Raw genomic sequence first — 23,122 nt, forward strand, 5'->3', positions numbered from 1 at the left:
CCGGCAACGGTAGTTTATAATGACGCGCTTGTTTCGCTCTTGCTGCGATCTTGCTGTTAACTGGCTATGCTAGTGCATAGCTGCTTTTTTGTCATAATTTTCCGCCGCCCTGTCCGGCCTCCCAAGTATGCAAAAAAAATGTTGAGACTAGGTGTGCCGAACGCAGACAGTACGCAGGTACGGCAAGGAGGCACAACGACGTATAAACGTTTTTTTGACATACTTATTTCCAACTCAATCAGATCAAATCCCAGCCCGACCCGATGCCATTTGACCTAGAAAAATCTCTCCCAAAACCTGGTGCCCGTTTTGTACTTCCAGCTTTGCACGGTTCGGCAGATGCCTATGCGTTAGCACGTGCCGCATTGCAGTTGAAAGCGCAAAAGAAAATGCTGACCGTAGTGGTTGCCAATGCCACCGATGCCCAGCGTTTACTGGCTGAGATTCCCTGGTTTGCAGGAGATAAGCGACAAGATCAGCAAGATAAAAGCAACAATCCCAACGCGCAGAAAAAGCTTCGCTGCCATCTGCTGCCAGATTGGGAAACCTTACCTTACGACGCATTTTCCCCCCATCAGGACTTAGTCTCCGAGCGATTGGCAACGCTATACGAAATCCAAAATGGTCAATGTGATGTATTGATCGTACCTGCCACCACCGCGCTAGTGCGGATGGCGCCGCCATCGTTTTTGGCGGCCTACACCTTCTTTTTTAAGCAAGGCGAAACGCTGGATGAAGCGCGTCTGAAAACGCAACTGACACTGGCGGGTTATAACAATGTCACGCAGGTTATTTCGCCCGGCGAGTATTCCGTACGCGGTGGCTTAATTGATATTTTCCCTATGGGTTCGGTACTGCCTTACCGCATCGATTTATTCGGTGATGCCATCGAAACCATACGCACGTTTGACGCCGATACCCAGCGCTCTCTCTATCCTGTCAAAGAAGTGCGTTTGCTGCCGGGACGTGAATTCCCGATGGATGAAACTGCACGCACGGCTTTCCGCCACCGTTGGCGTGAAGTGTTTGAAGGCGATCCGTCACGTTCTGCGATTTATAAGGATATTGGCAACGGAATTGCTTCGGCTGGTATTGAATATTATCTGCCACTATTTTTTGACGATACTGCAACCCTGTTCGACTATATTCCAGCCGATGCCACTTTCGCCTTGTTGGGCGATATTGACGGTGCGATCCAGCGTTTTTGGGTTGATACGCAATCGCGCTATCAATTCCTCAAATCCAGTCGCGAGCGTCCGCTACTGGCACCCGAAGCTATTTTCCTCACTGATGAAAATTTTTTCGCATTAGCTAAAACACATGGCCGTTGGCTTATTAACAATAACCTCCAAAACAGTGATGCGGCTTCTGAGTTATCTAGTCCCATTCCGAATATCGCCGTCAATCGCCGCAGCGATGACCCGTTGACCAATCTGCGTGCGTATATTTTGCAGAGTAATAAACGCGTCATGATCTGCGCTGAATCGAATGGTCGACGCGAAACGCTGCAACAGTATTTCAACGAATATGATCTGTCGTTGCAGCTATGTGACGACTATGACGATTTCATCACGTCGTCGTCAAAATTGATGTTAGGCGTCGCGCCTTTGCACGCTGGTTTTGAATTGCACGATATTGTATTCATTACCGAAACTGAGCTATACGCAGGCTCAGGTCGTCGCGTCGGCAAAAAGAAACAAGAGGGTGTAACGCAGGTCGAGTCGATGGTACGCGACTTGTCCGAGCTCAAAATCAATGATCCGGTGGTGCATATAAACCACGGAATTGGTCGCTATATGGGCTTGATCAGCATGGATTTGGGCGAAGGTGAAACCGAATTTTTGCATCTGGAATATGCCAAAGATACCAAGCTCTATGTGCCGGTTTCGCAACTGCATGTGATCTCACGTTATTCCGGAGCGTCGCCGGATGACGCGCCGTTGCATTCGCTCGGCTCTGGACAATGGGAAAAAGCCAAACGCAAAGCCGCGCAACAAGTCCGCGATACCGCCGCTGAATTATTAAATCTCTATGCAAGACGCGCTTTGCGCCAAGGTTTTGCTTTTGAATATTCCGCGCATGATTACGCCAACTTTGCCGAAAGTTTCGGCTTTGAAGAAACCGCCGATCAAGCGGCCGCAATCAACGCCGTCATCAAAGATATGACCAGCGGTAAGCCCATGGATAGATTGATTTGCGGCGACGTTGGTTTCGGCAAAACTGAAGTCGCCTTGCGTGCCGCATTTGTTGCCGTACTCGGCGGCAAGCAAGTAGCAATTCTGGCGCCAACCACTTTGCTGGCCGAACAGCATGCGCAAACCTTCGCAGACCGCTTCGCTGACTGGCCGGTCAAAATCGCTGAATTATCGCGCTTCCGTAGCGGTAAAGAAATTACACAAGCCATCAAAGGCATGGCCGATGGTACGGTCGATATCGTGATTGGCACACATAAATTGCTCTCCAATGATGTGAAATTTTCACGTCTTGGTTTAGTCATCATTGATGAAGAACATCGGTTCGGCGTACGTCAAAAAGAAGCGCTGAAAGCATTGCGAGCTGAGGTTGATGTGCTGACACTGACCGCCACGCCGATCCCACGCACACTGGGCATGGCGCTGGAAGGCTTACGTGATTTCTCCATCATCGCCACTGCGCCGCAAAAGCGCCTGGCAATCAAAACCTTTGTTCGCAGTGAAGATAATTCCACCATCCGTGAAGCTTGTTTACGTGAGTTGAAGCGTGGCGGTCAAGTTTACTTTTTGCATAATGAAGTCGAAACCATTCAGAACCGCAAAGCGATGCTGGAAGAGTTATTACCAGAAGCGCGCATCGCCGTCGCCCACGGTCAAATGCATGAGCGCGATCTGGAAAAAGTCATGCGCGATTTTGTTGCGCAGCGTTTCAATATTTTGCTCTGTACAACGATCATCGAAACCGGTATCGACGTACCCACCGCCAACACCATCATCATGCACAGAGCCGACAAATTCGGTCTGGCGCAATTGCACCAACTACGTGGCCGCGTTGGTCGTTCGCATCATCAGGCTTATGCTTATTTATTGGTGCATGACGTCCAAGGCCTGTCAAAACTGGCGCAACGTCGACTGGATGCGATTCAGCAAATGGAAGAACTCGGCAGCGGCTTTTATCTGGCCATGCACGATCTGGAAATTCGTGGCGCAGGGGAAGTATTGGGTGACAATCAATCAGGTGAAATGGTTGAAATCGGATTCCAGTTATATTCCGACATGCTCAACGAAGCCGTGCGCGCGTTGAAAAATGGTAAAGAGCCCGATTTGGCTGCGCCGCTATCGACCACCACCGAAATCAATTTGCATGTCCCTGCCCTGTTGCCGAATGAATACTGCGGCGATGTGCATGAACGACTATCGTTGTACAAACGATTGGCCAATTGCAATGCATCAGAAAAAATCGACGATTTACAAGAAGAGTTAATAGATCGTTTTGGCAAATTACCCGATCCTGCCAAAGCCCTGATTGAAACGCATAGATTGCGCATCGCGGCCAAGCCAGTCGGCATCATCAAAATCGACGCACACGCCGATGCTGCTCTTCTACAATTTGAGGCGAAGCCTCCGATAGATCCTATGCGTATCATTGAACTGATACAGAAAAATCGTCATATCAAATTGAATGGTCCGGACAAGCTGCGCATTACCGTTAATATGCCGGATCTTGCTGCGCGGGTGAATCAGGTGAAAGCGACGATACGATCGTTGAGCTAATCGCTACGGCACTCCCCTCGACCAGATGCGTGGGGAGAAGAAGACTATGCAACATCAATTAAATTATTTTTTTGCAAAAAGACATAATATGAAACTGACCCTACAAAGCGCCGGCAAAACCCCCATTACGGCGCTTCAACACATCGCAGCCATAGCCGAACCGCAACGCACGCTCGATATCAGTGATGCGCACAGAACCATTTTACATTGCGAAGATGTGATTTATTCCGAGGCCGTCAAAGCCGAAGTTGATGCCGCCTGTCACGCTGCTCGGCTTGATTATGCTTTTACACCCGTCACGCAACAGTTGAGTGATTTCAAATTGTTGAGCATGGACATGGATTCGACATTAATCACCATCGAATGCATCGATGAAATCGCCGATATGCAAGGTTTGAAATCGCAAGTCTCTGCTATCACTGAAGCATCCATGCGCGGCGAATTGGATTTCAATGAAAGCCTGCTACGCCGCGTCGCTTTGCTCAAAGGCTTGGACGCGTCGGCTTTACAGCGCGTGTACGACGAGCGTCTGCAACTTTCACCCGGCGCAGAAAAAATGCTGGCAGCGATTCAAGCTGCAGGCATCAAAACTTTATTGGTATCAGGTGGTTTTACTTTTTTCACAGACCGTATCAAAACCCGTTTAAATCTCGATTACACATATGCCAATACATTGGAAATCGTCGATGGAAAATTGACTGGAAAAGTCGTCGGTGAAATCGTCAATGCCGATGTTAAAAAAACCACTGTCGAAAAAATATGTGGCGAATTAAATATCACGCCAACACAGACTATCGTTATGGGTGACGGTGCCAATGATCTGAAAATGATGGGCATATCTGGACTGTCAGTCGCCTTCCGCGCCAAGCCGATTGTGCGAGAAAAAGCCAGTCTGGCCTTGAATTTTGTGGGATTGGATGGCATCTTGCCTATATTGGCCTGATTCGCACAAAAAGCGATAAGAAATCAGTGACTCTATTAACTGACAAGGAAAGCCCATGACACAAGATCTCGTTTTCGACAGCAAGCTGGATTCTGCTAAAAATCTGGCATGGTGGTTATACCTGTTCCACGGTCTCAGCGTCGTGTTTTCACTGGGATTACTTTCATTTATTCCTTTGATTATCAATTACATCAAGCGTGATGACGCACTGGACACCTTTGTGTACAGCCATCACAACTGGCAAATCCGTTCGTTTTGGTGGTACCTGATATGGATGGCAGTCGGTTGCGCACTGTATATCACCCTTATCGGCATCCCTTTCGCCTTTTTTGTATGGACAGTGGCATGGCTATGGAAAGCCTACCGCTTGATTAAAGGCTTGCTGGATTTGAATGATAACAAGGCGATGCCACCCGCCCGATGATGTAATAAACAGCTATTCAATTAAAAAAGCCGCCGAATCAGTTGATTCGGCGGCTTTTTCATATCCGGTATTGATATCGGATTAAACCTTCGCTGGCGTCAATAAACCCTGGCAAGTCGTACGTTGCGCATCGGCTGCTGGCAATTTGCTACAAACACCATTCAACTGTGCCTGCACCCGACCAAAGCTGGCGTCATGATGACCGGTAGTTTTCCAGGCAGTGAGCTTGCGGCCTAATTTTTCCAGGGATGAACGATTACGTTCGTAGAAAGCATTCTGTGTTTGTCCCAACTCCTGAAATACACTGGACGACACTTTTTCTATGCGCGTTTCATCTTGCGGTGCCAGATCAATCAAATTACTCAGATAAGTCACGCCCCATTGCAGACGTGTGGCCGGGCCTTGCGCCGCTTGATAGGCCTGTTCATACCAGCTGATTGCTGCCGCTTTATCGCCACGCGTCTTAGCATTTGCAGCCAAACCTAGCATCAAATAGTAAGGAGAATGCGAGGTTTTCAGTTCGGCTTTCAGCAAGTTGTCTGAATCATCTAGCAAGCCGGCTTTGGCTAATACATCTGCACTTGCATCGATTACTGCATGGCGTTCAAAAGGATTGGTCGTCGTTTTATCCACAATAGCGACTTGCTTGCGCACTTCATTTTGCAAAGCGGGTGACAGCGCGCCTTCTGGTTTCTCCAGACGTGCCAACGAAACTTTCGCCGCCAAAGCGGAAATACGATCAGCTTTCGACAAAGTGGTATCAGCATCCAAACGGCTCAACGCTTTATCCCATGTAGCGGTTAATTGCGCCCGTGCAGGTGTATTCACCGCCGTCACCAAACCTACCAGTTCGGTCGGATAGCCAGACAGTAAATCAACGTTGTCACGCGCGGCATGCGGATTCGTCAACACACTGGATAATAACTTGGTTGCGGCCGCTTTATCGACACTGGCTGGATCACCCGTTTTAGGATTAGTCGCCGCCACCAAAGCACTTAAGGCCAAGCGTTTAGCATTGTCTCCAGCAGGGCTGGCCTTGGCGAGCTTTTGCAACGTTGCCTGCAAATCTTTATTGGAAACCAATTGCTGCTCATCCGTATCCCAAGAATAATAAGCCAGCATGCGCCATTCATCCTCGCTCAACTTACCGCCTGTCAGCGCCGATTTCAAAATGTCTTTGACCGGATGATTCGCGTTCATGGCCAATCCCAAGGTCTGCAAATAACGCTTGGCATCCACCTCACCAGGCAAGCGCGTAATCTCAGTCCCATCGGCTTTAAACAAAATCGTAGTGGGATATCCGCTCACCTTAAAACGCGCACCCAATTTCTGTGCGCCCGGGCTGTCACCATCAATATGCACCGGCACAAAAAAACTAGAGCGCTGAATAAAATCCTTACGATTGAAAATCGTCGCCTTCACCTCATTACACGGCGGGCACCAAGTCGCCCCCCAGTAAAGAAATAACGGTTTATTGTGCGCCTTAGCATACGCAAAAGCAGCATCAACATCGCCATCGAACCAGGCAATACCAGCTTCGGTATTTGCCGTTGCAGGCGTAGCTGCAACAGCAGCAGGAGCATTAGCTGCATTAGCGGCTAATGCAAACGTTGGCGCTGCAACCAACAATAAAGCGGTCAAAATAGATTGTCGAATGTTCATTAAAATCTCTTTCTAATTAATATTATTCGATGAATATATAGACGATTTTTGTAACCGTCAAAAATACCTGAATATCTCAATGGCACCGATGCAAATTACATCACCAAGCCTGTGACTTTTGACGGTGCTGTTGAAGTTGCTGTTGCTTTTGAAGTACCTCGCATTGGACGTTGCCAAATGTGCCAACTGTCATTCGGGAATTATGGGAAGACATGTCTGAGCGAAGCGAGTTGGTCTTTCCATCCGAATGACAGTTGGCGCATTTGGGGGACACTCGTCAAAGACGAGTGACGGCTCTGGCAGGAGCAGTGCTCCTGCCCTTCTTTTTGGTTACTTTTTCTTGGCGAAGCAAGAAAAAGTAACCAGCTGTCGGCCTACCCCCGACATTGCCAGTTCCACGGAGTGACTCCCTCACCCACTAGCACCACAGAAGCTACTTCCCAAAATGATAATTAAACTCCAACCACCCTTCCCGACCATAAGGATTGTAATTCCCCACCGGGTAAAACGGCCACCCGGCACTACTATCCTGCTTAACCGAATTAAACACATTATTCACAATCAGCGACACTGAAGCTGCCGGTGTAATCTGATAATTAACACTGTAATTAACCAAAGCAAACGGCGAAATACGTGAAGTCTGATTTGCGTTTGGCAAACTGCCATAGCGCGTTACCTGCACAGTGTTCGTCCATTTATTCAATATCCACGTCACACTCGCATTGACCTTAGAACGCCAATCCGGGTTAGTCAGGGAGTCACGCAGATTTTCATCCGGGTCATTAGCGAACTGTTTGTAATAATGGCTGAGTACCAATGTGCTATTCGCCTTCAATAAAAAAGTCCCTATATCGCTGGTTTTGATGCGCCATTTGGCACTCAAATCGATCCCGCTGGTACGCTCTTGTGCGGCATTAATCGGATTAACCAAAATATCCTCAATCGCATTCGGATTTAATGGTGCGTTGGCAGGATTGCGTATCACCCGCGAGATCGCATCAACGCAAGTCGGTGAATTGATATCCAACACACCAGAGCGACAATTTGCTTCGTTGTGCAAGATCGTATCGGGGTCCAGATTTGTCACGAGATTATCGATTTGAATGCGCCAGAAGTCAGCTGACACATCAAAGTTGGAAGTCGGCGACCACACCACACCATAACTCCATGATTTGCCATCTTCCGGCTTCAAATCTTTGCTGCCAGTCTGAATATAATTGGCACCCGGCGAATAATTATTGTACGAACAACCAGCCAGCGGTTGACCCGACAATTGGCACAGATAGTAATCCGTGGTCGACGCATAATAGCCACGCGTGACTGAGGAATAAATGTAGTTCATATCCGGCGCGCGGAAACTGGTGGCGAGATTACCGCGGAATAGCAGCGTGTTAACCGGGCGAAATTCTATCCCCATGTTGTAGGTAAATTTTCCATCGTTACGTCCGGCAAAGGAATAATCATCGTAGCGACCTGCGACTGTGGTGATCAACTCTTTGGTGATCGGAATATTCAACTCCGCACCCAAGGCGTAACGTTTGCGCGAACCACTTGCTCCTTCCGCTTCACTTTGATTATAAAAAACACCTTGGTTAATTAACGGGTCTGGCGTGTTGCTGAAACCTTGGCTGCCTAGTTCTGCCACACCGGCTAATCTCACCGGACCTGCTGGCAAATTAAATAGTTCACCGTTAGCAGTTAAGCTTAAGGTTTGCGTCCATGATTTATTCTGGCTAGTCGCCACACCAGTAATCGAATTGAATTGCGCAGGTGTCAACGGTTGATAGAAATTGTTTGCGTTGGGCGCATAAATCGCCACACCGTCACTATTCACACCGAGTTTGGGACCAAGAAAAAAGCTATCTACATTACTCAACAACAGTGGGACGCTGGCACGGCTGCTATATCCCGAAATGTTATAAGCCGCTTCATAATTCCAGGTACTACCAGGAATATCGCCACGCACACCGACAGACCAGTTGGCCGCGGTGTCATCCCATTTTTTATCATAACGATCAGCGCCGCCGATTTCTTCCGGTGCGATACGGCGATACCAGCTCTCGTCATTACCCGTATTTTGATTATAAAAATAACCGTTGCCTGCACCTTCGGAAGTCCAGTTAGGCCCACGGGTATTATTTTTGGTGGTATTAAATCCCACCATAAAATCACTGAATACTTCTGTCTTAGGCGATATTCCAGATAACTGATAAGTCAGCGCACCATAGAGGTTTTCACTTTGATTCGCGGTCTCGGTTGTCCAATAAGACGGTAAGGCTTTGCCACTGCCGCAATACGGACCTTGGCTTGACTGTACCATGACAAGACTATGATCGAATGAATTTGCTAAGCCGCCACATCCTGCGCCGCCAGGTGTGATGTAATTTCCCGTGTCGACATTAAGCTGGGAATTTGTCCGCCGTGGTGTGGTGCCATCAAGGGTTTCCGAAGACATGAAATCACGCTGCCGACTCCAGATTGGCTGCCGCTGACTAATCTCAACACCAAACAATCCAGTCAAATCGCCTGACGTACCACCACCCGAAAACTGTATCCTTTGATTGGCACCGCCACCGGCCTGCGTGCCACCGGCTTTCACATTGATGTCATAGCCACTGATTTCTTTTTTCAAAATGATATTGACCACACCGGCAATCGCATCAGAACCGTAAATCGCCGAAGCGCCGCTGTTCAATATCTCGATACGGTCCACCAAGGCTGAGGGAATATTTGCCAGATTGACGAAATTGACGGATCCGTCATAGGCCACAGGATAATCTGCAACGCGCCGGCCATTGACCAGAATCAAAGTGTGATTAGGACCAAGACCGCGCAGGCTGATCGTATTGGCTGCCGGTGTAAAAGTATTTCCATAATCTGCGCCTTGCGTCATACCGGTATTTTGCGTCTGCGCGCTGAGAGCATCGTACACATTCCGAAAGCCCTGCTGCTCCAGATCGGCGCCAGTGATCACCGTCACGCTGGTTGGTCCCTCTTTGCTGGCGCGCGGAATGCGCGAACCAGTGACAAATACTTCTTGTACCTTTTCTTCAGCAACCTTCTCTTCTTTGACAGGAACAGGCGGTGTCGCATCGATTGAAACTGGTGTCGCCGAACCCGGTACTGATGCAGGTGACTCCGGCGATGATTGTGCATAACTGGCAGCCACGCCACTAATGGTTATATAAAAGACAACTGTATTAATGAGATTACTACGCAACGACAATTTCCAGTGACTCATCGTGATTCCCTCTTCTTATGTTTTTATTTTTGAATTAAATATTGATGCAATGTCGGTGGGTTCGCGGCGGAACAAATGATTGCGTCCTCTTGTCACTCATCCGATTTGCATCTGCAGTTGGGCTGCGACATGAGCACCGTGTCACCCAACCGCATGTTGTTTCGCAAAGTTTCATTTATATATTTACTCAAGCATGAGAAACACTGCGTTACAAAAGAGAAAGAGGATATCGCAGCGATTGCGCAAACTGAACGACTACTTTTACATATTCATATGCATAATTTTCTACATCGACATCAAGATTCAGTAGAATGCTTAAACGCATACACGCACAAAAATAAAATCATCTCATGCTAAAAATACTCGGCAAATCAACTTCGATTAACGTCCGCAAAGTGTTCTGGACTTGCGCAGAAATTGGCATTCCGTTTGAACATGAAGATTGGGGTACGGGCTTTCGCTCAACGCAGGTTGCGGAATTTCTCGCACTTAATCCCTCAGCGCTGATACCAGTGATCAAGGATGATGATTTCGTGCTTTGGGAATCGAATGCGATCTGTCGCTATTTATGCGTAAAACATCAGCGCACGGACTTATTGCCTGACGCGCCAAAAGGGCGGGCTGAAGTAGAAAAATGGATGGATTGGCAGGCTACGGAATTGAACAATGCATGGCGTTACGCCTTTATGGCCTTGGTGCGCAACAGCGCGGCGCATAACGATCCGCATCAGCTTGCCAACAGCATCGAAAGCTGGAACAAGCACATCGGCATCCTCGATCAACAGTTGCAAGCGAGCGGCATGTTTGTCACCGGCAGCAACTTCACAGTGGCCGATGTGGTATTGGGTTTATCTGTTCATCGCTGGTTTGCAGCGCCAATACAACGTCCGGCATACGCTGCCGTTTCTGCCTACTACCAACTCCTGAGCGAACGTGCGGGATTTATGCAATATGGCCGTAATGGGATACCTTGAACATGTCCATATCCAGCGGATTAGTAGCGCGCTTACGACACGTTGGATTATCGTTTATCCCGTTATTGCTCAGCGATGCGCTGACGTGGGCAGCGCTGATGGTGGGTTACGTTGCACTGCCTTGGTGGATCGCCACCGAAGGCGGCGCGCGTGATTTGGCGTTGTATGGCATCGTCATTTCTGCTGCCACCATCATCACGATGCCGCTGTTATCGCCGTTTGGCGATCGTTATGCCAAACGCTCGCAAATTGTGTTTGGCCTTGCCGCATTAACGTGCGGTGCTTTGCTAGTCGCGCTAGCGGCAACGTTGTGGCATTACAGCTTGCCATTTTTGATTGCGACAGGACTACTCACTGTAATTGCCTACGCATTCATCATGCCATCCTCAATCAATATCGCAGCAGAATTGGTGCCATCGGAACATCTTTCGGATGCGTTAAGTTTACAAAAAACTGCACAAGCGATGGGACGTATAGCTGGCCCGGCATTAGCTGGTGGCGTGCTGGCATTGGGTGGAACGAAGGCGACGTTTTGGCTTTCATTCATCTTGCTCATCAGCGCAGCATTGCTAGCAACCCGGATTCCGACACATAGCAATGAACATGAAGACAAACATAGCGCGGTTGCCACAGCCGGAAAAACAATCGGCGCGATCGGTGCTATGGCGCATTGGTGGCAAGAATTAAGAGTCGGCTTACATGCCAAGTGGACTATCCCGATGGATAGAGGCTGGACGCTGGTCAACTTTATTTCATGGATATTTTTAGGCCCGGCGTTCACCATGTTAGTCCCGCTCAAAATTAAATCGCTGGGGCTATCCGGTGGTTGGTTAGGCGCTTGCGAAGCAGCGCTGTCGATAGGCATGTTATTCGGTGCGCTATGGATCTCCAACGCACTGGCACACCGTTTTGGTCGTTATCGAGTACGCGTGGCTATCGCGATGGCAGAAGGCCTGGCGCTGGCTGTTGTCGGCTATGCCAGTTCACCGTGGCTCTTAGTCATGGCCTTTCTATGCGCCGGTATCGCCAATGCAACCTTCGTGCTGGTTGGACAAACGCATCGCACGCTGGCTGTGCCGAAAAACTTCCGTGTGCGTATGACCGCCGTCAATATCATGACGACCAACATTGCCGGCACACTGGGACCGGCCATCGCTGGCATCGCCTTGCTACACTGGCACCTGAACACGGTCTACATCACCTTTGGCGTGCTTGCCGCCCTGAGCGCTGGCGCATTTATGTTTGTACCGCGTGTGCGTGAGTTTCTGGAACTTGAGCACCATGAAGTTAAAGATTGGTATGGGCATCAGTATCCGGAGATTTTTGCTGCGCAAGCATCCAAACAATAGAATGACTAACTGGCGTTAAGCAAGAAGGACGCGATAAATCGCGTCCCTACCAATTCTACAGCCGTAGAATAACGACGCTCTATTACTGCTTAGCCACAAACTCCGCCATCGCTTTAATATCGTCCGAACTCAACGTCGGATGCGGCGGCATGACACCGCCAGCGCCCCATTTTCCGGTACTGCCGTCACGGATAGAGGCTGCGATTTTCGTCTGGCCGGCATTATCACCATGATATTTCGCGGCGACATCTTTAAACGATGGGCCGACAATTTTATTGTCAACGGAGTGGCAAGCTAAACAAGCGTTTGCGGCCAGTAAAGCATTGACATCAATTGACTTGCTTGCTGCTGCTTTAGCTGGCACCGCCGCTGGCGAAGGGATGGCTGCAGTTGCGCCTGGTTTTGCATCGCCATACGTGACTGCCAGATATTCACCTATTTTGATGACATCATCGTCAGAAAGCGGCGCACCATACGCATGCTGCATTTTGGCAGCTTCTGCGGTCCATTGCGTCAAGTTCATTTTGGGCGGCTGTTGATTAATGTAATCAGCGGAATGACAGATCGCGCATTTTGACACTGCGATCGCATAGCCGGGAAGTGAAGACGGTTTTAGTTCGGCAGTTTCCTGCGGCAGCGTGATCGTTGCTGCTTGCGCAGTGCTTACAACGCCAACCATACCGATAACGAGACAAAAAACCATGTATTTAACTGATTTCATTTTCACTCCTAAACGACAGTGAGGTTGATTGCTTCAACCACATTGCGTGCATAGCCGCTTGGATTCCAGCTCGCTTCCAATGGCTGAACTTCCCCACTTTGCGTAGTAGCACGTACCAGCAAACGCATCGTCCCTTTACTGGACGGCGTCAGGCCAAGTCGCCATTCACGGAAAGAATATCTGCCCAAATCTTTTGCGAGCATTGCGCTCTTCCATGTCTGGCCATCGTCATCTGACACATCAATCGTTTTAATCCCTGCACCACTATCAAAAGCAATTCCTTTTACTTCGATAAACTTACCAGCCTGAATTGTTGCGCCATCGTGCAAACTGGTAATGAAGGAACGTACTTTCAGCTTCCCGATTGGACGCGTTTTCCCCGCTGGAGAACCGGCCGGCACACACTGGCAATCGTTATCCGGAACGCGATAAGCGGTGGACATGAAAAAACCATCGAATACATGATCCAGCACTTCAATATCATTCAAATGCTTGACCCAATATGTGCCGAAATAACCCGGAACAATTAATTTGATCGGATAACCGTTGAGAAACGGAATATCTTTTCCATTCATGGACCATGCAATGATGGCATCGCCGTTTTGGGCCAAATCAATATCGATGGCTTTGATAAAGTCCGGTGTCGATGGCAATACAGGGCGATCAAGACCTTGAAAGCTAACCTGCTTCGCACCAGCCTTGATGCCAGCATGTGCCAGCACCGCTTTGAGCGGCACTCCAACCCAGCGCGCATTGCCCATCGAACCATTGCCGAGCTGCGCCCCAAAAACCCGTGGTTCGGAAAAACCACGGCTGTTGCCGGAGCATTGGTTAACCGCGACAACTTCCACCGGCGGCGCAATCGCTTTCAGCTCCGCCAATGACAGCGACAAAGAACGTTCAACAAGACCACCAACTTTCAAACGATAGGTCTTGGCATCAATCGAGGTCGGAATACCCGCCAAATGGTAACGAACAAAAAAGGCGTCATTAGCCGTAATCGGGCCTTCGTTAAATACACTAAACGGCGTTTCCAAATGCGGTGGACGCGTGGTAATACGCATTAACGGTCGCTTTTGCGGATAGGCGATTAAATCACGTTCGCCATTTCCAAATGGCATAGTCTCCGTGGCAGTTGTGACGGTGTTGGCCGCAATGCTGCGTAATGGCGCGCTTGTCAACAATAATGCTGCAAGTCCGGTTTTTTGCATGAACGCACGACGATGCTCAATAGAGCGATTTTCATTGGGACGCATATTGACTTCTCCTCTGTTTTTTTTCGACGCGCGATCGATTCTTCCTTCGTCGCTTTATTTTCACGTGGATAAATTCAAAGCTATACCGTAGACCACATGTGCCACAAATATCTGCGAAGACAGACGCAATAAATTACGCCCCACGATGCTGCATCTGCCAGGCGGCAAGTTGATGGCCGCATAAACCTGGCAGATTCACATTGTAGTACGCTGAGCTTTGTCAGCCCACGTCAACATTACTTCAATAAACCGCTGCAACGTTGGGCGCACCTTTTCGGCACGTTCCGTTTTAAAGGCAAATGGCAACTGTTCTTCCATGTAAGTACATTGAGTCAACTCCAATTGCACCGCGTGTATATTGTTTTGTGGCTGACCATAATGGCGGGTGATGTGGCCGCCTTTGAAGCGACCGTTCAACGCATGGCTATAACCCTCTTTAGCTGCATCGGCCGCCACCTGACGCAATTGCTCTGCCAATTCTGGCGCACAAGAAGCGCCGGATGCGGTACCGAGATTCAAGTCCGGCAACTGTCCTTCAAAAAAACGCGGCACAACTGAAGCAATCGAATGCGCATCCCATAGCATGGCGATGCCATGTTCGGCACGCATGCGCCGCAATTCATCGTCTAATTGCGCATGATAAGGTTGCCAATATGTTTGCACTCGACGCGTAATTTCTGCTTCATCCGGGGTCTTGCCGGGTTGATATAGCGCTTCTTTGTGAAAAGTGTCGACTGGGCATAAGCCGGTGGTGTCTTGCCCCGGATAGAGATTAACGTTGTCTTGTGGTCGATTGAGATCAATCACATAACGTGAATGCGTTGCCTCCAATACCGATACGCCCAGCCCCTTTAGAAAATCATACAACAGTGGCATATGCCAATCTGTGTCAGCGATCTGTAACGCTGATGGCGTCATATTGGCTTTAATGTCGTCCGGGATATGTTCACCGGTATGTGGCATGGAGACCAGTAACGGCAACGTACCGCGGTGGAAATTGAATTTTTGAATTTGCATATCTGTGATTTTATTAATGAATAGAGATCAGAAAAAATCAGTGTCTTAAGTAATCCCGCATAACCGTTTAGACTAGGCGCCCCAGCGCAGACAGTACTTTAGTTTAGTACGACAAGACGGAGGCAACGACGTATAAACGGTTATGCGGGATTACTTATCATTTCTACTCTCTTGCGTACCCTGCTTCACGCTGACTACGCAGTGCGAGAACAAAAACCGTATCAATTTCTACGATGTAGCGATACAAAGCCACATATCCTCGCTCGCGATAACCTATCACCAATTCTCGCTTGCCATCTTTTACAAGACGTCCGATAAGCGGATTATGTTCAAGTACAGCAATCGCCTGAATAATTTCTTGAATACGTGATGCGCCATTTTCAACTGCATATTGGGCAAAGTGTTCAAGAACTCGCGCTATATCATCCCCAACTTCTGGTGCCAGCTCAATCTGTGACATCCATCAGCCTTTATTCACTAATTTTCTGGCTGTTGGTAGTTTGGCTCCAACGTTACCTGCCAAATAATTTTCAAGATATTGACGCATTTCGCCCCATGGAATCGTCTTACCCGTAGCAACGATATTGGCATAACGACTCTCAGCAACATCATTAAAATTACTTTGTCGCTCTTCTTGTGCAATTTTCTCTGAGATGGCTTGAAGAATAAAATTATGCGGCGTCGTTCCTGCATGTTCCGCAGCCTCAGCAACACGCGCTTTCAGGTCATCCGGCAAACGAATCGTTGTGGTAGACATGACAAGTTCCAGTCGAAATTTTGTTTATATGAATAAAAGTGTAGCACAAATGTGCTACAAACTCCTTATTCAGTCAGCCAACAACACTTTCAACGCCGCAGCGTATGCACCAAGACTTTGATCCTGATATTGATGCTGGCCATTTTGAATTACCCAGCGCCCGCCCGTCATCACATCACGGATAGGTGTTTGTGCATGATGGCAGAAAATCAAGCTATCCAGTATTTGATCGCCCTGCTTGCCGCATAAGTCTGCATGGTGGTCGTCTAACACCAATAAATCTGCACGCTGCCCGACCGCCAAACCGGTCACGGGTCTGCCACTGGCAGCGGCGCCACCTTGCACTGCCGATTGATATAAATAAGCGCCAACCGATCGACCGCCATCGGCTACCAAGACATTGCGCTGACGATGCTGCAAACGCTGGCTGTATTCATACAAACGCAATTCCTCGCACATACTGGTGCTGATGTGGCTATCCGAGCCCACACCCCATGCACCTTGCGCGGCGGTATAAGTGACGCCATTGAAAATACCATCGCCTAAATTGGCTTCCGTAGTCGGACAAATCCCGGCGACCGCGCCGCTGCGCGCCAAACGTAACGTTTCGTCTTCTGTCATATGGGTTGCATGGACCAGACACCAATGGCGATTAACGTCAACGTTGTCGAGTAACCATTGCACTGGCCGTGCACCCAACTGAGCGACGCTGTCTTGAACTTCTTTAGTCTGTTCGGCGATGTGAATGTGAATGGGTGCTAACGCATCCCATTGCTGGAGCATCGCCAATAATTGCTTGAGCGATTCCGGAGTCACCGCACGCAACGAATGCGGTGCAACGCCGTAACGCAAACCGGCATGTTGTGGATGCTGCGTTTGCATAGCCTGCAGGATTGTCATCATCCATTCAGGTGAATTGATAAAACGTGCTTGCCCGTCGTGCGCTGGCTTGCCACCGAAACCACTGTATTGATACATCACTGGCAGCAAGGTCAAGCCGATACCGACTTCTTCAGCAGCTTCGATTAAACACGTTAAATTTTCGGCAGGATTGGCATATGGCATGCCGCCAACATCATGATGCAGATAGTGAAATTCGCACACGGAGGTGTAACCGGCTTTCAGCATTTCGGTATACAGCTGCCGGGCGATGGCTTTCAATGCCGGCGGTGATAATTTTTGGGCGAAGCCATACATCAAGGTGCGCCAACTCCAAAAGCTATCGGTGGGATCTGAGCGATATTCGGTCAGACCCGCCATCGCTCGTTGGAAAGCATGTGAATGCAGATTCGTCATTCCTGGTAACACGCTGCCAGCTGCTCGCGGTGCGATCGCATCATCCACAGCGTTCGGCGTGACGCTGGTCAAGATGCCATTTGCATCCCATTCCAGCAGTACATTATTGTGCCAGCCGTTAGGTAATAACGCGCGGTCAGCCAGTAATTGTGTTGAATGAAAATGACTCATGAATATTCTTTCATTAAATCTGCCAGCAATTTTTCTGCAAATTATGATTTACTCTCATCACGGCAAGCGCCTTCTACCACTGCCGCGAAAAAACGTCGGCGCTTATTGAACCACCCCACCACGCACCACTGCGCTGCACGGATTAAATCCCGACCAATAGGCTAACTCTGCCAAACTATCCACGTCCCACATCACAAAATCAGCAGCACGACCTACTGCTAACAAGCCATGCGTATCGGCTTTGCCAAGTGCACGGGCAGCGTGGCCGGTCACGCCCATCAACGCTTCAGCGGCGGTTAATTTAAATAAAGTACACGCCATATTCAGCATCAACAACAAAGAAGTCGTCGGCGATGTGCCAGGATTATGGTCGGTCGCAATCGCCATTGGAATCTCGTACTGACGCAGCAAGGCTATCGGTGGCAAGCGTGTTTCACGAATAAAATAATACGCCCCCGGCAGCAGCACAGCACATGTGCCGCTTTGTTTAAGCGCGATAATGTCTGCCTCAGACAAATGTTCAAGATGATCAACTGACAACGCTTGATAACGCGCCGCTAACTGAGAGCCGCCAAGATTCGACAATTGATCCGCATGCATTTTTACAGGCAAACCGAGCTGACTGGCAGTGGCAAATACCCGTTCGCTCTGCGCTAGTGAAAAACCGATGTTCTCGCAAAATACATCGACCGCATCGACCAAACCTTCGCTATGCAAAGTCGGCAGCATGACATCGCATACCAGATTGATATAGTCATCGGCACGCCCTGTATATTCGGGAGGTAAAGCATGTGCGCCAAGGAAAGTTGTCACCACTTCGACCGGATAATGTTCACCTAAACGTCGCGCTACGCGCAGCATTTTGCGTTCTGTCTCCAGATCCAAGCCATAACCCGATTTGATTTCTATCGTCATCACACCTTCGGCCAACAAAGGTTGCAATCGTCGCGCAGCTTGTTGGAACAGCATTTCTTCATCCGCTGTACGCGTAGCTCGCACCGTTGACACAATGCCGCCACCTTGACGTGCGATTTCTTCGTAACTGGCGCCAGCTAAACGCAAAGCAAATTCATCTGCGCGTGTGCCGCCATACACCAAATGCGTATGGCAATCGATCAAACCGGGCGTGATCCATTTTCCAGCTACATCGTGACGGGGTATATCTAAATTGGCGAATTCAGCAGGCATTTCCGGCTGGCTGCCCATCCATGCGATTACGCCGTCACGTACGACAATGGTAGCGTTGCTAATGGTTTGCAGTGGATTACCCGCTGGCGCGATCCGGGCGTTAAACCAGATACCGTCGCAAATACCGTCAGTAAATTGTGTTTTCTGCTTGAGTTTAGCCGTTTGCATCTGATGACTTTTCCAACAAGGTGATGTGAATACTCACAAGTGCGCAATCGCTGTTCATTGGTTGCACCTCCAACGCACCTTCATCGGCTGTCAACGTCAATGTCTGATGCGGCGCAATGATGTAGATAATGCCGCTGGCCGTTTTCACTTCCCAGTGACCGCGTGCACTAAACAACAAACGAAAGTGCGGATCATTCGATAATTTTTTTGCGATGCGCAACACATCCATGCCGCCGCTAGCCACACCACGGCGCAACATCAAATTCACATCCTGACATTCACCGTCGACCAGACATGCATCTAATGCATCTTCACCGGAAAAATGATATGGCTGCAACGGTATTGTCAATGGATGACGGACACCATCAGCAAAGTGAAGCTGCATGCCATCGCCATGCAGCAAAGCAATCACCCGATCTATACCGGGAAAAACAGAAAATGATCCTGATTGCCTGATGTCGGCAATACTCACGCGCCATAGAAAATCATCAAAATGTGCATTCGGCGGATAGCACGCCAATTCACGCGTGATGCCACCGCCGTTTTTCCATGGCATAGCGATTAAATCGTCGTAGGCAATCAGGTTCATTTTATTTTTCCATCCTGTGGATCGCTGCAGGCGCGGCATGCCACGCCCCTACGACTCCGTAAAATCATTATTCAAGATACAAATGCGCAAACAACTCCTGACAACTTTCACTCAAGGCGCCTTGCATCACCAGTTGTTTCGACGCTTCAATATCTGGCGCAAAGAAACGATCTTTATCGTAAAAGCCCACCTTCTCCCGCAAGCGTTGTTGTACTTTGTTGAGCATAGCTGAAGTCTTCAACGGCTGATGGAAATCGACACCTTGTGCTGCAGCCAGCAATTCAATCGCAACAATGGTTGCTGTGTTATGCGCCATCTCGTTAAGACGGCGCCCTGCAAATGTCGCCATGCTGACGTGATCTTCCTGATTGGCAGAAGTCGGCAAACTATCCACACTGGCTGGATGCGCTAAAGATTTATTTTCTGAAGCTAGTGCTGCGGCGGTAACGTGCGCAATCATGAAGCCAGAATTCAAACCGGACGACTCCACCAGAAATGGTGGCAATCCAGATAATGAAGCATCAATCAACAACGCAATCCGACGTTCTGAAAGAGCACCGATTTCAGCAATTGCCAATGCCAAAGTATCGGCGGCAAATGCAACTGGCTCCGCATGGAAATTACCACCTGAAATCACATCATCGGTATCGGCATATACCAACGGATTGTCGGTGACTGCGTTGGCTTCTATCAGTAATGTACGCGCTGTATTGTTGATCAAATCCAGACAGGCACCCATCACCTGCGGCTGGCAACGCAAACTGTAAGGATCTTGTACGCGCTCATCATTGATCAAATGTGATAGGCGAATTTCACTACCGCTCAATAATTGACGGTAAATTTTTGCCGTCGCGATTTGCCCTGGTTGACCACGCACTTCGTGCACGCGCGGGTCAAATGGCGCATCGCTGCCTTTCGCAGCATCTATCGATAATGCTCCGGCAATGGTCGCCGCTTCCAACATGCGTTCAGCTAAAAACAATCCGTTCAAAGTCAACGCGGTAGAAACTTGCGTGCCGTTGATCAATGCCAAACCTTCTTTTGCTGCCAATATCACCGGCTTGATACCCGCTTGTTCCAAAGCTGCTTTGGCATCAACGATCTTACCGGCTACCCGCACCTGCCCCTCGCCCAACAAAGCCAATGTCATATGCGACAACGGTGCCAAGTCACCGGATGCTCCCACTGAACCTTTGATTGGAATGCAAGGCATGATGCCCGCGTTATACAAAGCGAGCAGCGTATCTATCACCAACGCGCGAATGCCAGAATAACCACGTGAGAGACTACCGATTTTCATCGCCATGATCAAACGCACTGCACCGTCATCCATCAGGTCGCCGGTACCGACCGAGTGCGACAAAATCAGGTTGCGTTGCAGCTCTTCTAACTGGTCGTCAGGAATATGCGTTTTTGCCAACTTGCCAAAACCAGTGTTGATGCCATACGCAGGCTCGCCGCGTTCGACTATGCGGCGTATCGTTGCGGCCGATGCTTCGATCCTGGCATAAGCCGATTCCGCCAGTTTTAGCGGAACGGGCGCAGCCCAGATCGCGCGCAAATCTGTGAGAGAAAAATGCCCGGGCTCTATCGTTAATGATGAAAATTGCTTCATGCTATTCTTTCGTTAATAATTTTATTGATGACCTTCTTGAGGTCAATTAAATTTAAATAATTCTGTCAATGAATCATCTCCCCCAGACAGCAGGAGAGATAAGAAATCGTTATTTGGTCATCTTGTCACAAAAGGCAAATTCAAACCTTCGCGCTTGGCACAGTCTATCGCCTGTTGGTAACCCGCATCCGCATGGCGCATCACACCGGAGCCGCAATCGTTTACCAAAACACGCGCCAGACGTTTAGCCGCAGCGTCTGTACCATCGGCCACAATCACCATACCAGAATGCTGCGAATAACCCATGCCGACACCGCCGCCATGATGCAACGATACCCACGTCGCACCACCCGAAGTATTCAATAGTGCATTCAGCAATGGCCAGTCGGATACTGCATCAGTGCCATCCTTCATACTTTCTGTTTCGCGATTCGGACTGGCGACGGAGCCGGTATCCAGATGATCACGACCGATCACGATAGGCGCTTTCAATTCACCTGTACGCACCATTTCATTAAACGCCAGTGCCGCTTTGTCGCGCTCCCCCAAACCCAACCAACAAATTCGGGCTGGCAAACCTTGAAAGGAAATGCGTTCGCGCGCCATATCCAGCCAGCGATGTACGTGTTTATTTTCAGGAAATAATTCTTTGATTTTTGCGTCGGTTTTATAGATATCTTCTGGATCTCCAGACAACGCCACCCAACGGAATGGGCCTTTTCCTTCGCAGAACAACGGGCGAATATAAGCAGGAACGAAACCAGGGAATGCAAATGCATTTTTGACACCTGCATCAAAAGCAACTTGACGAATGTTGTTGCCGTAATCGACAACAAAACTTCCCATCGCCTGAAAATCCAACATCGCTTGCACATGCAGCACGCAAGATTGCGCAGCATCAACCACCAGTTTTTCTTGTAGAACCGGATTATTTTGCGCGCTTTTCCATTGCTCAACTGTCCAGCCTATAGGCAGATAACCATTGAACAAATCATGCGCCGACGTTTGATCTGTCACTAAGTCCGGTTTAATGGAACCTGCTTTGGCACGCTTCACCAACTCCGGTAAAACTTCTGCGGCATTACCCAACAAAGCGATCGATACCGCTTCTTTACGTTCAGTGTGGTATTTCACCAGAGCCAAAGCATCGTCCAGATCTTTCGCCTGCTTGTCGACATAGCGTGTACGCAAACGGAAATCGATGCTGCTTTGTTGACATTCAATCGTTAACGAAACTGCACCAGCCAAGGTTGCTGCCAACGGTTGCGCACCACCCATACCACCAAGACCCGCAGTCAGAATCCAACGGCCCGCCATGGAACCACCGAAATGTTGGCGCCCGGCTTCGGCGAAGGTTTCAAAGGTGCCTTGGACGATGCCTTGACTACCAATATAAATCCAGCTCCCTGCTGTCATTTGGCCGTACATGAACAGACCTTTGCGGTCGAGTTCGTTGAAATGCTCCCAGTTCGCCCATTTCGGCACCAGATTTGAATTGGCGATCAACACACGCGGTGCATCAGCATGAGTCTTGAAAACGCCGACTGGCTTACCCGACTGCACCAGCAAGGTCTCGTCTTCATTCAACTCTTTTAATGTTTCAACGATTTTGTCGAAGCATGCCCAGTCGCGCGCTGCGCGACCAATACCACCGTAGACAACCAGATCATTCGGACGTTCAGCAACTTCCGGATCAAGGTTATTCATCAGCATCCGCATCGGCGCTTCTGTTAACCAGCTTTTGGTGCTGAGTGTGCTACCGCGTGGAGCACGAATGACACGTGTTTCATCGTGGCGGGGATCGGCTAATTTGGGAGTTGTTGGGCTGTTCATGGTAAGCGTCTCTTTATAAAAAATAAATTATTTCAAAATTCATAGCTTTTAGTCTATTTCCCACAGCAGAGTACAAATAGGAATGCTGCGTAGCGATAAAGACGTCCGCCAAAATCAGGCAATAAATTTTTATTGCCACCAAGTTGTATAGTCCAGTGAAGTATAATGTATA

General features: G+C 49.1%; 17 protein-coding genes. 5 read left to right on the top strand and 12 right to left on the bottom strand.

What is annotated here, in order from left to right; translation table 11 throughout:
* The first annotated feature begins 263 nt into the window (after positions 1 to 263).
* From mfd to GEV47_RS04200, 3 genes are all read left to right on the top strand, one after another.
* Complete coding sequence (gene mfd, locus GEV47_RS04190) at positions 264 to 3,746, top strand: transcription-repair coupling factor (protein ID WP_153233414.1); 3,483 nt, start codon at positions 264 to 266, stop codon at positions 3,744 to 3,746.
* Between the two features lie 88 nt (positions 3,747 to 3,834).
* Positions 3,835 to 4,689 carry a phosphoserine phosphatase SerB gene (serB, locus tag GEV47_RS04195; RefSeq protein WP_153233415.1) on the top strand — a complete coding sequence of 285 codons (855 nt, stop codon included), beginning with the start codon at positions 3,835 to 3,837 and terminating at the stop codon, positions 4,687 to 4,689.
* A gap of 55 nt (positions 4,690 to 4,744) precedes the next feature.
* Entirely contained in the window at positions 4,745 to 5,113 is a 369-nt protein-coding gene (locus GEV47_RS04200; RefSeq protein WP_153233416.1) for a DUF4870 family protein, read from the top strand.
* Positions 5,114 to 5,194: 81 nt separating this feature from the next.
* Here the strand turns inward: GEV47_RS04200 and GEV47_RS04205 are convergent, their stop codons facing one another.
* Complete coding sequence (locus GEV47_RS04205) at positions 5,195 to 6,775, bottom strand: thioredoxin family protein (protein ID WP_153233417.1); 1,581 nt, start codon at positions 6,773 to 6,775, stop codon at positions 5,195 to 5,197.
* A gap of 433 nt (positions 6,776 to 7,208) precedes the next feature.
* Positions 7,209 to 10,016, bottom strand: coding sequence for a TonB-dependent receptor domain-containing protein (locus tag GEV47_RS04210; protein WP_153233418.1), 2,808 nt, complete (start codon positions 10,014 to 10,016; stop codon positions 7,209 to 7,211).
* A 350-nt stretch (positions 10,017 to 10,366) separates the two neighbouring features.
* Here GEV47_RS04210 and GEV47_RS04215 point away from each other — a divergent pair, with 350 nt between their 5' ends.
* Both GEV47_RS04215 and GEV47_RS04220 read left to right on the top strand, forming a co-directional pair.
* Entirely contained in the window at positions 10,367 to 10,990 is a 624-nt protein-coding gene (locus tag GEV47_RS04215) for a glutathione S-transferase family protein (RefSeq protein ID WP_153233419.1), read from the top strand.
* 2 nt (positions 10,991 to 10,992) lie between these two features.
* Positions 10,993 to 12,339 (top strand): MFS transporter, encoded by a 1,347-nt coding sequence (locus GEV47_RS04220; protein ID WP_228124550.1) that lies wholly within the window; start codon positions 10,993 to 10,995, stop codon positions 12,337 to 12,339.
* Between the two features lie 82 nt (positions 12,340 to 12,421).
* Here GEV47_RS04220 and sorB read toward each other — a convergent pair whose 3' ends face one another.
* The 10 genes from sorB to hutU all read right to left on the bottom strand — a co-directional run bounded on the left by sorB (position 12,422) and on the right by hutU (position 22,950).
* A complete protein-coding gene (gene sorB, locus GEV47_RS04225; RefSeq protein WP_153233420.1) occupies positions 12,422 to 13,060 on the bottom strand; it encodes a SorB family sulfite dehydrogenase c-type cytochrome subunit in 639 nt (212 codons plus the stop codon).
* An 8-nt stretch (positions 13,061 to 13,068) separates the two neighbouring features.
* Complete coding sequence (gene sorA, locus GEV47_RS04230) at positions 13,069 to 14,316, bottom strand: SorA family sulfite dehydrogenase catalytic subunit (protein ID WP_153233421.1); 1,248 nt, start codon at positions 14,314 to 14,316, stop codon at positions 13,069 to 13,071.
* Between the two features lie 195 nt (positions 14,317 to 14,511).
* Positions 14,512 to 15,333, bottom strand: a complete 822-nt coding sequence (gene hutG / locus GEV47_RS04235) for an N-formylglutamate deformylase (RefSeq protein WP_153233422.1) — start codon at positions 15,331 to 15,333, stop codon at positions 14,512 to 14,514.
* Between the two features lie 163 nt (positions 15,334 to 15,496).
* Positions 15,497 to 15,793: a type II toxin-antitoxin system RelE/ParE family toxin gene (locus tag GEV47_RS04240; protein WP_153233423.1), complete on the bottom strand. Its 297-nt coding sequence runs from the start codon at positions 15,791 to 15,793 to the stop codon at positions 15,497 to 15,499.
* Between the two features lie 3 nt (positions 15,794 to 15,796).
* Positions 15,797 to 16,090, bottom strand: a complete 294-nt coding sequence (locus tag GEV47_RS04245; protein ID WP_153233424.1) for a ribbon-helix-helix protein, CopG family — start codon at positions 16,088 to 16,090, stop codon at positions 15,797 to 15,799.
* A gap of 69 nt (positions 16,091 to 16,159) precedes the next feature.
* Positions 16,160 to 17,557 carry a formimidoylglutamate deiminase gene (locus GEV47_RS04250; protein ID WP_153233425.1) on the bottom strand — a complete coding sequence of 466 codons (1,398 nt, stop codon included), beginning with the start codon at positions 17,555 to 17,557 and terminating at the stop codon, positions 16,160 to 16,162.
* A gap of 102 nt (positions 17,558 to 17,659) precedes the next feature.
* On the bottom strand, positions 17,660 to 18,913 hold the full coding sequence (gene hutI / locus GEV47_RS04255; RefSeq protein ID WP_153233426.1) for an imidazolonepropionase: 1,254 nt from the start codon (positions 18,911 to 18,913) through the stop codon (positions 17,660 to 17,662).
* On the bottom strand, positions 18,900 to 19,502 hold the full coding sequence (locus GEV47_RS04260; protein ID WP_194270566.1) for a HutD/Ves family protein: 603 nt from the start codon (positions 19,500 to 19,502) through the stop codon (positions 18,900 to 18,902). Before GEV47_RS04260 ends, hutI begins: the two co-directional genes overlap by 14 nt.
* A gap of 67 nt (positions 19,503 to 19,569) precedes the next feature.
* Positions 19,570 to 21,117, bottom strand: a complete 1,548-nt coding sequence (gene hutH / locus GEV47_RS04265; RefSeq protein ID WP_153233428.1) for a histidine ammonia-lyase — start codon at positions 21,115 to 21,117, stop codon at positions 19,570 to 19,572.
* Between the two features lie 117 nt (positions 21,118 to 21,234).
* Complete coding sequence (gene hutU, locus GEV47_RS04270) at positions 21,235 to 22,950, bottom strand: urocanate hydratase (RefSeq protein ID WP_153233429.1); 1,716 nt, start codon at positions 22,948 to 22,950, stop codon at positions 21,235 to 21,237.
* Between the last annotated feature and the right edge of the window lie 172 nt (positions 22,951 to 23,122).

The organism is Glaciimonas soli (assembly GCF_009497155.1).
Taxonomy (GTDB): domain Bacteria; phylum Pseudomonadota; class Gammaproteobacteria; order Burkholderiales; family Burkholderiaceae_D; genus Glaciimonas; species Glaciimonas soli.